Source organism: Pseudochrobactrum lubricantis, assembly GCF_041929865.1.
GTDB lineage: Bacteria > Pseudomonadota > Alphaproteobacteria > Rhizobiales > Rhizobiaceae > Pseudochrobactrum > Pseudochrobactrum saccharolyticum.
On record NZ_JBHEEE010000001.1, the window covers coordinates 121,413 to 133,760 of the forward strand.

The 12,348-nt window shown below is 51.8% G+C and carries 6 protein-coding genes and 1 pseudogene; 2 read left to right on the forward strand and 5 right to left on the reverse strand.

The genetic code is table 11. From position 1 onward, the window contains the following. Positions 1-26: 26 nt before the first annotated feature. From JNC80_RS00570 to JNC80_RS00590, 5 genes and pseudogenes are all read right to left on the reverse strand, one after another. Positions 27-968, reverse strand: coding sequence for a thermonuclease family protein (locus JNC80_RS00570; RefSeq protein ID WP_376709161.1), 942 nt, complete (start codon positions 966-968; stop codon positions 27-29). A 41-nt stretch (positions 969-1,009) separates the two neighbouring features. Continuing rightward, a pseudogene (locus JNC80_RS00575) lies at positions 1,010-1,249 on the reverse strand (helix-turn-helix domain-containing protein); the annotation flags it as partial. Between the two features lie 173 nt (positions 1,250-1,422). Further along, positions 1,423-3,639 (reverse strand): FAD-dependent oxidoreductase, encoded by a 2,217-nt coding sequence (locus JNC80_RS00580; RefSeq protein WP_376709163.1) that lies wholly within the window; start codon positions 3,637-3,639, stop codon positions 1,423-1,425. Between the two features lie 14 nt (positions 3,640-3,653). Next, the gene (locus tag JNC80_RS00585; protein ID WP_376709164.1) at positions 3,654-4,862 is read right to left on the reverse strand and encodes an acetyl-CoA C-acetyltransferase; all 1,209 of its coding nucleotides are present in this window, start codon (positions 4,860-4,862) and stop codon (positions 3,654-3,656) included. A gap of 190 nt (positions 4,863-5,052) precedes the next feature. Next, complete coding sequence (locus JNC80_RS00590) at positions 5,053-6,846, reverse strand: acyl-CoA dehydrogenase C-terminal domain-containing protein (RefSeq protein WP_376709165.1); 1,794 nt, start codon at positions 6,844-6,846, stop codon at positions 5,053-5,055. Between the two features lie 811 nt (positions 6,847-7,657). On the opposite strand from JNC80_RS00590, the gene JNC80_RS00595 reads away from it, so the two are divergent. Together JNC80_RS00595 and JNC80_RS00600 are read left to right on the forward strand one after the other, a co-directional pair. Further along, complete coding sequence (locus JNC80_RS00595; protein WP_376709166.1) at positions 7,658-8,434, forward strand: outer membrane protein; 777 nt, start codon at positions 7,658-7,660, stop codon at positions 8,432-8,434. A 415-nt stretch (positions 8,435-8,849) separates the two neighbouring features. Continuing rightward, entirely contained in the window at positions 8,850-12,323 is a 3,474-nt protein-coding gene (locus JNC80_RS00600; protein WP_376709167.1) for a peptidoglycan-binding protein, read from the forward strand. The last annotated feature ends 25 nt before the right edge of the window (positions 12,324-12,348 follow it).

Consider the following 12,348-nt stretch of genomic DNA (forward strand, 5'->3'; position numbering starts at 1 on the left):
CTCAGAAACGCGGCTTTTTTTATGCTCTACTGCTGGGGTGCAGGTGGAAACGGTAAATCCGGCGCGACCGGTTGTGCCGGCGTGGTGACTTCAGGCGCAGTTATATCAGGCACCGGATTCTCCGCAGGCAATGATGGTGCAGGCACAATACCAGCCGGATTATCTCCTGAGTTTTGCGGCATATCCGTTACCGGCTTGCGGCCAAAAACACCAAGCAGCATTTTCTCAGCCTGTGTCTGGCTGTCTGCATATTGGCCGCCGAAAGTAGCGCGCGCCCAGCCATTTTCCACCAGCCAGCGTGCAACATCCGTACCCGCCAATGTACAGCTTGTGCGGATCAGCTCCTGATTTTGCTCAACACCATCCATATTGCAGCTGACAGCACGACCACGCAGCCATGAACGAAATGCTGTGCGTGCCTGCATACCACATTGCCAGACGTCACCATTCACATCGGAACAGGATGCATCCGGCTCGACAATATCAATGCCGTTCAGCTCGATCGTGCGATTACCCACTGCCAGTCTGCCTGCAGCCAATGCCACAGGACGATAGAACAGACCGCCTGCGGCCGCCTGTTCTTCAGTCATTGTCTCAGATTGTGTTGCCTCAGGTGTTTTTTCCTGCACCGGCGTAGCCAGCCCCAGATCGCTCAAAGGCGGGCGCGGCTCTACGCGTTCCAGAGGCTTAGTCTGCATTTCGCCGGAAACATCAGGCAAAGGATTATCCGGCTGTGTATTGTTTTCTTCGCCTTCTGAAGAACCGGCAAGAGTACCGGACGGCAAACGCTCCGGCGGCATATCTTCCGGCAAATCGAAATTTTCGACAACAATACCGGTTTCACCGCTGCCTGATTCACGATCAAGCGCGCCGTAAAACGGGGCAACATAGGCGGCAAATAAAGTAGCACCAACACTGAAAGCAAGGATCGGCGGCAGGATTGTCCGAAGGGTCGCCGGTTTACGCATACTTACTCCTGTTCATTGTCATGCTTCTTCTGCTGCGGATTAATAGATTTTTCGCCTGCCAGCAATTGTGCAAATGTCATCACATCCATTGCAGTGACTTCCAAAATCTTAGCCAGAGATTCCGTTGACGGCCAGCGCGGCCTGCCATCCGCCGCAAAGCGTTTGGACTTATTAAACGTCGTCGGGTCAAGCCCGGCACGCCGTGCCAGACCGGATGGCGTCAATTGCGCCCGCTTTGCCACATTATCAATGGCTGACCAGAGTTCTGCATGGGTAAACATAAGTCATCCGAAGGAATAAAATCCTCATAAGTATAACTCAGCTCATACATCAGAACATCAACAAAAACGAAAATGGCGCAGAGATATCCGCGCCATTTTATCATTCCCGATCAAAACTGCGTGTTAGAGCATTTCCGGACGCAAAACCGGTTCCCACTTTTGCTGGAAATGCTTTAAGCAGCTTTATCCGCAGCCTTATAGGGATTGAAACGCTGATAGAAAGTCTCACCGCTCTCGGCCATATCGGTCAGGAGTTTTGGTGCCTTGAACTGCGTTCCGTAATCCTTCTGCAACTTCTTCGCCAGTTTGACGAAAGCTTTTGCGCCCATACCATCGATGTAAGACAATGTGCCACCGGTATAAGGTGCAAAACCGAAAGCGAGAATGGAGCCGACATCGGCTTCACGCGGATCGGTCACAATACCTTCTTCCATCACACGGGCAGCTTCCAGAGCGATAGTGACGAGAAAACGCTCTTTCAGCACTTCCACATCCACCTTGTCCGTATCCTGCTGCGGATAGAGTGTGCTCAGCTCAGGCCACAGATGTTTCTTGGCAGGCCGTGCCGGATAATCATAGAAGCCCTTGCCGTTCTTGCGGCCAAGGCGGTCATATTTATCCACCAGCGTATTGACCAGTTCGACATGGCGCGGATCAACGGCCTTGTCACCCAGATCAGCCAGCGTTGCCTTGAGAATTTTCTGCGACAGATCAATCGCTGTCTCATCATTGAGTGCCAGCGGCCCGACCGGCATACCGGTCATTTTGGCGGCATTCTCGATCATCGCAGGCGGCACGCCTTCCACCAGCATATTATAGGCTTCAGACATATAACGCAGCACGCAACGATTGACGTAGAAACCGCGTGTATCATTGACGACAATCGGCGTCTTCTTGATAGCGCGCACATAATCCAGTGCTGTTGCCAGCGCCTTTTCGCCCGTCTTCTTGCCCATAATCACTTCAACCAGCATCATCTTATCAACCGGCGAGAAGAAGTGCAGACCGATGAAATTCTTCGGGCGCTGTGAGACTTTGGCAAGACCGGTAATCGGCAGGGTCGAGGTATTGGATGCAAAAATTGCATTCTGCCCCAGCACCGCTTCCGCCTGTTCGGTTGCCGCCTGCTTGACGCCGCGATCTTCGAACACAGCTTCAATCACCAGATCGGCACCATCAAGCGCCGCATAATTGGCAGAAGGCGTAATCAATGCCAGCAGCTTGTCTTTATCTTCTGCTGTCATCCGGCCTTTCTGCATTTCCTTAGCAATCAGATCGGCAGAATGCGCTTTGCCTTTTTCTGCTGCTTCCAGATTACGGTCGATCAGCACCACCGGAATACCGGCTTTGGCAGTGACATAAGCAATACCAGCCCCCATGAAACCAGCGCCGATAACACCGATTTTCTTGAATTTGGTCGGCTTGATGCCTTCCGGACGGCGTGCGCCCTTGTTCAACTCCTGCAGGGATACGAACAGTGAGCGGATCATCGACTGCGCTTCAGTGGTCTGCAGAATATGCGTGAAATAGCGCTGCTCAATCTTCAGGCCGGTATCAAACGGTACCAGCAGACCTTCATAAACGCATTTGAGAATGGTCAGTGCCGCCGGATAATTGCCGGAAGTTTCACGACGCAGAATAGCCGTTGCTGCAGGCCAGAGATTAGCACCGGCTGCGGAATAAATCGCACCACCCGGCAATTTAAAGCCCTTCGCATCCCAAGGCTGCACCGGTTTCAGCCCGTTACGGATCATTTTCTTGGCGGTTTCCACCAGCTTCTTCGCCGGAGCCACCTCATGCACCAGTCCCATGCCTTTAGCGCGAGCGGCAGTGAGACTGGAACCGGTGGTCATCATCTGCAGAGCGTCTTGCTGATTGACCAGACGCGGCACGCGCTGCGTACCACCGGCACCCGGGAACAGGCCGACTTTAACTTCCGGCAGTGCCAGCTTCACGCCTTCCGCATCGGAAACCACACGGCCATGACAAGCCAGCGATAATTCCAGCGCCCCGCCCATGCAGGTACCGTTGATTGCTGAGACCCAAGGTTTTCCGCAGGTTTCCAGCTTACGATACAGGCCGGTCATACGTCCGACATTGTCAAACAGGTTCTGGACAGCTTTGTCAGCATCCTGCTTCTGCTCTTTTTTGAAGCGCGCCAGCATTTCCTGCATCATGGTGAGGTCGGCACCACCGGAGAATGTATCCTTGCCGGACGTAATCACCGCGCCTTTAATCGTGCCATCTGCCACAACCTGATCGATAATCTGGTCAAGCTCTGTCATCACCTCAACAGTCAGCACATTCATGCTTTTGTCAGGCATGTTCCATGTGACAACGGCAATACCGTCAGCGCCGGTTTCAACTTTGAAATTCTTGTAATTTGTCATTGGACTACCCTCCCTCACACACGCTCAATGATGGTTGCCGTGCCCATACCTGCACCGATACACAGGGTAACCAGTGCCGTCTTGAGATCACGCCGCTCCAGCTCATCGAGCACAGTGCCGAGAATGATTGCACCGGTTGCGCCCAGAGGGTGCCCCATGGCAATCGCGCCGCCATTCACATTGATTTTATTGTGAGGAATATTGAAAGCCTGCATATAGCGCAGCACCACAGCCGCAAAAGCTTCATTCAGCTCGAACAGATCAATATCCGAGAGCTTCATCTTGGCGCGATCCAGCAGTTTCTCTGTCACATCCACAGGGCCTGTCAGCATCAATGCCGGATCGGAGCCGATATTGGTGAAAGCGCGGATACGGGCGCGCGGTTTGATATCCAGCATCTTGCCCGCACGCTTGGAACCGACCAGCACACCCGCCGCACCATCAACAATACCTGATGAGTTACCGGCATGGTGAACGTGATTGATGGTTTCGACTTCCGGATGCGCCTGAATGCCGACAGCATTAAAGCCACCCATTTCCCCCGGCATCACAAAAGACGGATTAAGGCCGGACAAAGCTGCCAGATCGGTCGTCGGACGCATATGTTCGTCATGATCAAGAATAGTCAGACCATTGACATCTTTCACCGGAATGACGGAGTTTTTGAAATAACCCTTTTTCCAGCTCTCGCCTGCACGGCGCTGGCTTTCCACCGCATAAGCATCCACATCTTCGCGGGAGAAGCCATATTTTGTGGCGATCAGATCAGCCGACACACCCTGCGGCATGAACCAGCCCGGAAAACCAACCGACGGATCCATATACCAAGCGCCGCCGGACATCCCCATGCCGACGCGTGACATGCTTTCCACGCCGCCGGCAATCACCAGCTCGTCTGTGCCACCTGCAATTTTAGCGGCAGCGAGGTTAACCGCATCAAGACCGGAAGCGCAGAAACGCGAAATCTGCATGCCCGGTGCTTTAAAATCATATCCTGCTTCAAAAGCGCTTGATCGCGGAATAACCGCACCGGCTTCCCCCACCGGATCGACACAGCCGAAAATAATATCGTCTACTTTTGCAGTATCAATGCCGTTGCGATCACGCAGAGCTTCCAGCACTTTGGCACCAAGACGCACCGCAGGCACTTCATGAAGACTCCCGTCTTTCTTGCCGCGGCCGCGTGGAGTGCGCACATGATCATAAATAAAAGCATCAGCCATAGTTCAATTAACTCCCAATTTTTTAGTAACTGATCCAAAAGTCACCATGCCTTGGCTCACAAATGGCGATTTCTGCGCTTCCGGTGCTCATGTACCTAAAAGTACGACTTAAGCTCCGGTTCTCGAAACCACCATTTTCGCTCCGGCCTGCCGCTTTTTGATACAGCTACTCAAACCTTTTAACGGTGGCTTAAAAAGCATCTTCCGGCAGTGTCATCATCGTATCGGCACCAGTCTGAATGCGTGCTAAGCGCAATTGCGTTTCCGGCATGATACGCTCCATATAGAAACGGGCTGTGACAAGTTTAGCCTCATAATAGGCTTTGTCACCAGCACCGGCATTCAGCTTTGCCTGTGCGGCTTTCACCATTTTCGCCCACATATAACCGAAAGCGACCAGACCAAAGAGATGCATATAATCTGTTGAGGCGGCACCGGCATTATCCGGATTGGTCATTGCATTCTGCATCAGCCACATGGATGCGCCCTGCAGATCATTCAGGCCTTTTTTCAGATGTTTTGTGTAGAAAGACAGCGCTTCATCGCTGCGGTTTTCTTCGCAAAAATCGCCGATTTCCTTGAAATAGGCCATCAAGGCACGGCCGCCATTGGCAGGCAGTTTGCGCCCCACCAGATCCAGCGCCTGAATACCATTGGCACCTTCATAAATCATGGTGATACGGGCATCGCGCACATATTGGCTCATGCCGTTTTCTTCAATATAGCCATGACCGCCAAAGACCTGCTGCGCCATAACCGCATGGTCGAAACCTTTGTCGGTCAGCACACCTTTCAGCACCGGTGTCAGCAGCCCGACATGATCGTCGGCCAGCTGGCGCGCAGCTTCATCAGCAGAGTGATGGGCGATATCGGATTGCAGCGAGGTTGAAAGCAACAAGGCACGACCAGCTTCGTTAAAAGCGCGAATGGTCATCAATGTGCGGCGGATATCCGGATGCACGATGATCGGATCAGCTTTTTTGTCCGGATATTTCGCACCGGTCAGCGCCCGTCCTTGTAAACGATCGCGCGCATAATCAGCAGCATTCTGATAGGCGGTTTCGGCAATCGACAGACCCTGCAGCGCCACACCAAGACGCGCTTCATTCATCATGGTGAACATGGCACGCAGGCCTTTGTTTTCACCACCGATCAGGAAGCCTGTCGCGTCATCATAATTCATCACGCAGGTTGAGTTGCCGTGAATACCCATCTTTTCTTCAATAGAGCCGCAAGCCACACCATTGCGCGTGCCTGCTTCGCCATTGGCATCAAGATTGAATTTCGGCACGATGAACAGCGAAATACCTTTATTACCTTCCGGTGCGCCTTCAATACGCGCCAGCACCAGATGGATAATATTATCAGTCATACCGTGTTCACCGGCGGAGATGAAAATCTTCGAGCCGGTAATTTTGTAGGAGCCATCCGCCTGCGGCACAGCTTTGGTGCGCAGCAAGCCCAAATCCGTACCGCAATGCGGTTCGGTGAGGTTCATGGTGCCTGACCAGCGGCCTTCAATCATCTTGGGCAGATAAGCCTGCTTCTGCTCATCGGTACCATGCGTAATAATCGCCGCGATCGCACCCTGCGTCAGACCCGGATACATCATCAGCGCCATATTGGCCGATGACATATACTCACCAACAGCCGTATGCAGCAGATATGGCAGCCCCTGACCGCCGAATTCCTCCGGCGCGGCAAGACCAACCCAGCCACCGGCGCAATATTGGTCATAAGCCTCTTTGAAACCCTGCGGCACTTTCACAGAAGCATCGGGCAGACGTTCGCAGCCCTCACGATCCCCGCTATAATTGACAGGGAACAATGTCTGCTCGGCGAGCTTCGCGCCTTCCTGCAAAATAGCTTCAATCGTGTCTGCGCTCATTTCCGCATAAGACGACAGATCATTACGGGACTGGACGCCCAAAACATCATTCAGAATAAACTGTGTATCCCGAACCGGCGCGCGATAGACTGGCATGCACTTCCTCCAAGTTTGACGTCGGCAGATGATTGCTCTGCCGGAATGCGGGCGGAGGTACTCATGAAGACGCCACCTCTCCCGCGCGTTGTCATTCAAACATTCAGAACACAGACTGATCTGCATTCTGTGGTGCCGTTCTCTTTCTGCCCTGATACGACCGGACTCCTCTCCGGCAGTATCTGCTCGCTTTCCCATGCTACCTTAACAGCCTATCACGGGAGCTGTCTGACAGTATGCACTCTTGCGTGAAAACCGTCATTTTTATGAGACAGTAAAAAACTTTACGGCACCTTCGGACTCCAGCCTAATAAATTTTGACGTTTGCGTAAACGTCAAAAATAAAAATTCGTAATTTAAATTCCGCATTCTGCCACCGGCTGCACCAAACAGAGACCTCTGAAAAGGAAATACTGTTTAAACACCCCAAAACTGCTGCTCGATTCTTCAAAAATGGGTTTTTTGAATGAAAACCACAGTTTTTCAGAAAATAAATTTAGAATTCACACAGAAAAACAGATACATTTTTGCAACATAAGTAATTGTAAAAACCAATAAACAATATATAAAGAAAATCTAAAATATACTAAATCAATATAAAATTACTTTATTCTAAAATAATTTAACATTTTGATTTTCAATCAGTTAATACATTTTAAGTGTATTCACGCGTCCATTATTATGGAAAAACAAGATATTTCAGCAACCTGGCAAATATTGGTTAGCAATTCTTAAACTATAATTTTAGGGTGTTCATTAATTTTTTTACCAGTATGGTCAGTTCAAATTCTTTAACGAACGGACTTTTGATATGAAAAAAATCGTAGCCCTTCTCGCCATGACTATACTGTCCGGTCAGGCTTTCGCGGCAGACGCTATTGTTTCCGCTCCAGAACCAGCACCGGTTCAGGATTACACAACATTCAACTGGTCTGGCGCGTATATTGGTGCGCATGCCGGTTACGGCTGGGGTAAAACACGTGATGTGGATCATCCTAAGCCTGCAGATTCCCCTGAAAAAAAACTGAAAGGTGGTCTTGGCGGCTTGCAAGCTGGTTACAACTGGCAGTTTGATAACAACATTGTTCTCGGTGCAGAAGCTGATGTAACATTTGGTGCCATTAAGAAAAACTGGGATGGCACAGCTATTAATAAAGATAGCCCGTACTATACACGCGATAAGATTGGTACACACGGAACAGTTCGTGCGCGTCTCGGCTACGCAGCAGATCGTTTCCTCCCATATGTAACGGGTGGTCTCGCTTGGGCTGACGTAAAGCACACTCTCGGTTGCTATGATCGCAGTGCAACACTTTCAGGCACAGGTTATGCCTGCACTACAGGCTCCAGCGGTAATAAACCTGCCTTTAATACTGAAAAATCCAAAACTTCTGTAGGTTATACAGTTGGTGCTGGTCTTGAATATGCGGTAACTGACAACTGGACTGTAAAGGGTGAATACCTCTTTACAGATCTTGGCAAAAACAAAGTTACAATTGTAGACCCTAACTACCCGAATGCTCATTCAGAACGTAACTTCAAAACTCGCTTCAATGAAGTACGCATCGGCGTAAACTACAAGTTCTAATCTGCAGATCGTTAACGATCACAAGCGGAACTTAAAGCCCTGCCTCTATGAGGCGGGGCTTTTTTTATTAAATGAAAATTGCATTACATAAATCAGCATATCCTTAAAAACATAATCGTTTCAAAGTCCGCCTGCCACCCTTGCGGATATCCTGAGCACCAGTGTCTCTACCGGTTAATGAGAATGCACTCATTCTCAAACAAAGATAAAGTTAAGAATTATCACCAAAATTAACCGCTTATTTACCACGTTTCGACAAAACTGTGTCTGAGGCAAAATCTGTGTTTTGTGTGGTGCCTTGCAACCACCTCAACAAAGACCCTGCTTTGATCCGCCAGCAAGACCTGCAGGCGAAAACAAACGGACAATCTGACCAGCTCCTTTAAGGCGCACAGTTTGAAAAGTGTAAACGGCGATGACAAATCAGCGGTCTCCTCTCGATAATCTGAATATGCGCCGTGAGCGCCGTCCGCTTGCGTCGCTTGAGGAATTGAACCGCACTTTGTCCGCCCTTGAAAATCATCTTGTCGAGCGGCGCGAGGCGGAAGACTTTTCCCGTCACACACAGGCTGCCGATGAAACGGCATCACCTGATGCTCTTGAATTTCTTCGCAATGATCCGGCAGTTGCACCACGGGCAGCATCTGCACCGGCTTCTGCGGACAATCCGCACAAGGAAGCTCTGGCTGCCATTGCCGACGAATTACAGCGTTTGCGCGCCCGTACAGAACTGAGACAGGCAGCAGCAATCAGCGAAAAACTGCATCTGTCTGATACAGGTGTGCAGCACAATCCGGTACGCCTTTCCGCTGCCGACCGCTTTATCGCAGGCACCAGCAATCTGTCCGCCAATAACAGCCCGAATACCGATGCAATTATGCGTCGTGATTTTGAAGAACTGAAGCGGACTGTTGAGACTCTGGCACGGGAAGAATCCCTGCGCCGTATGAGCCATCGCTGGGATGCGCTGGATGAGCGCTTTGACAATTTTGAACAGCAGCAGACTGAAAAATTCCATGCAAGCCAGTCGGCACATATTGATCCGGCTCTGGATGCGATCACGACACGCCTCGATGATTTGCGCCATACCATTGAACAGCTGCCGGACAATCAGAGCCACTCCCTGCGTCAGCTGGACGAACGTCTGGATGAAATCAGCCGCGCAATTCTTGCGACCAGCTATCATCGCCAGCAGCCGGAGCAGGAAAACGCAGTTTTTGAAGAACTCGACCGCCGTTTTGCCGATCTGACCAGTCATCTGGACGAGCAATATCGCAACAGCGCCCATAAAACCGCGCTGAATGATGACCGCTTTATTCAGGCGCTGGAAAACCGCCTCGATCTCATTACCCGTCAGGTCTCGGAACAAACCGCTGTTTTGCAGGCTGTGCCTGCAGCACCGGCTGCCGATCAGCAGCTGATGCGCAATCTCGAAAAGCAGCTTGGTTTTATCACAGAACAGCTCAGCAAGCCGGAAAGCCTGCTGCCTGAACTGGCAGAGATCAAGCCGCGTCTCGATGTGATTGAACGCGCCATCGACATTAACCGCGACACAGTTCTGAGCGCTGCCCGTGAAGCCGCAGAGGAAGCCATACGTCAGGTTGTAGACAAAGGCCCTTCCCGCGACACAGATTTTGCCCGCCAGCTTGCCGATGATCTCAAGGCGCTGGAACAGCTGACCCGTGATACGGATGAGCGTAACAGCCGTACCTTTAACAAGGTACATGATACATTATTGAAAATCGCCGAGCGTCTTGGACAGATTGAAAAAGACAATCTGCAGAAGCCACCTTTTGCGCAGCCTTCGCGTCCTGCAGCTCAGTCGCGCGACCAGAATAATGCAACACGCTTCACCAGCCAGTTCTCTATTCCCGAATGGGGCAATGATCCGGAACCAACAACAGGCAATTCTTCTCGCAATGCAGCATTTTCCGCCGTGCCGTCACCGGCTGCGGCGGCTATTGAAGCTGCACGTGCCGCTGTCAAATCCGCTGCCAATCCTGCACCGGAGAAAATGGCTGCAGATACAGAGGCCGAAACAACCGGTACAGCACGCAAATCATTGCTGAGCGGTCTGGCTCAGGCTGTGCGCCGTTCCAAGCCAAACATCCCGACTTCGGCAACAACCGATGCTTTTGAGATTGAAGACGCGGATCTGATGACACTGGATACGCCGCCTGCGGCAAACCGTATTCCGGTCAAATCCGAAGAAGAAAGCACCGATCAGACCCTTGCGGCAATGCCGGATCTCAACGCCATTATCCGCCGTGTTCGCGATGAACAGCGTGGCCGCGGGCCGGATCATAATCCCTCCTCCGGCAAATCCGATCTTATCAGCGCGGCACGCCGTGCGGCGCAAGCTGCAGCGGATGAAACCGGACGCCTGCGCGATCAGAACCTGAGCGACGGTACTCTGGGCGGCGACATCACATCCGATGAAGACCGCACGACTGCTCCAGACAAGCCAAAGCGCTCCCTGCGCAAGCCGCTTCTGCTGGCTATCGGCGCCATCATCATTGCTGTAACCGGCTTGCAGCTTGGCAACAGCTATCTGACTGAAAAGCAGGACAGCGTTGTTCCGCAATCACCGGATTTGGCCAGTGTGCAGCCTGCACCGGTTAATACCGCTCCGGCTGTGATTGAAGACAAGAAACCTGCTTTGCCGACAATCACCACGCTTGATAATCCGGCGCAGTCGGAAGAGCAGACTGCATCCACGCTTCAGATTGCCAGCCTGAACCATGGTCCGGTTTATGACGGTACAGAAGCGCAGCCGCTTGGGTCACGCGAATTTCCGACAGAGCCTCTCTCTGCCAGACCAATGACCGGCAGCACGCAGGCCGTTATCAAACCTGTTGTCATTAATCCGCCGGTAGCAGCCGCGCCGGACATGCAGCCAATGCCGGAACTGCCTGCAAACAACACGCCGGTTCACACGGCTCAGGCTGAGACAACAACACCCGATCAGACGACAACGCAAAGCCTGCCACAAAAGAGCGAAGCTGCTGCAACGGCGAAACTGACCGCAGTGCCTGTAGTGCCGAAAGAAGCCGGACCAATTGCCCTGCGCAATGCTGCTGAAAGCGGCGATGCCCGTGCTCTTTATGAAATCGGTATGCGCTATACAGACGGCCGCGGTGTTGCCAGCGATTTTGCGGAAGCTGCCAAATGGTATGCTCTGTCTGCGGAACGCGGTTTTGCACCTGCCCAGTACCGCCTTGCCAATTTCAACGAAAAAGGCCTTGGTATGCCGCGCGATGCGATCAAGGCAACACAACTCTATGAACAATCCGCTGCACAGGGCAATGCCAGCGCTATGCATAATCTTGCCGTGCTCTATGCTATGGGGCCGGACGGTAAGGCAGATCATGACAATGCCGCCAAATGGTTCTTCCGCGCTGCAGAACTCGGCGTAAAAGACAGCCAGTATAATCTGGGTATTCTGACCGCTAAGGGTTTGGGTCGCACGCAAAATCTGGAAGAAAGCTATAAATGGTTCGCATTGGCTGCCAATGCCGGTGATACGGATGCGGCTGACAAGCGCGATCAGATTGCAAAATCCCTCAAGCCTGAACAACTGGAGCGGGCAATCAACCTGACAAAGCTCTGGAAGCCGAAGGACATGATTGAGGATGCCAACTCGGTCAGCATTCCGGATGCCTGGGCTGATGACAAAGCTGTCACTACAGCTTCCGTCGATATGAAGAAAGCCGTCCGTAATATTCAGCTGATCCTGCAGAAAAACGGTTATGATGCAGGCACGGCAGACGGCGTTATGGGCAACAAGACCAGAGAAGCGATTTCCGCTTTTCAGAAAGCCAATGGCATGAAGCCGACCGGCGAAGTGGATCAGAAACTGGTTGAAGCACTGCTCGCCAAAAACAGCTGATTTGCACCGGCAACAATCAGCAATA

Bases quoted from the DNA above. Each gene is read 5' to 3' on its own strand.
- JNC80_RS00570 (WP_376709161.1), bottom strand. From the start codon at position 968: ATGCGTAAACCGGCGACCCTTCGGACAATCCTGCCGCCGATCCTTGCT.
- JNC80_RS00580 (WP_376709163.1), bottom strand. From the start codon at position 3,639: ATGACAAATTACAAGAATTTCAAAGTTGAAACCGGCGCTGACGGTATT.
- JNC80_RS00585 (WP_376709164.1), bottom strand. From the start codon at position 4,862: ATGGCTGATGCTTTTATTTATGATCATGTGCGCACTCCACGCGGCCGC.
- JNC80_RS00590 (WP_376709165.1), bottom strand. From the start codon at position 6,846: ATGCCAGTCTATCGCGCGCCGGTTCGGGATACACAGTTTATTCTGAAT.
- JNC80_RS00595 (WP_376709166.1), top strand. From the start codon at position 7,658: ATGAAAAAAATCGTAGCCCTTCTCGCCATGACTATACTGTCCGGTCAG.
- JNC80_RS00600 (WP_376709167.1), top strand. From the start codon at position 8,850: ATGACAAATCAGCGGTCTCCTCTCGATAATCTGAATATGCGCCGTGAG.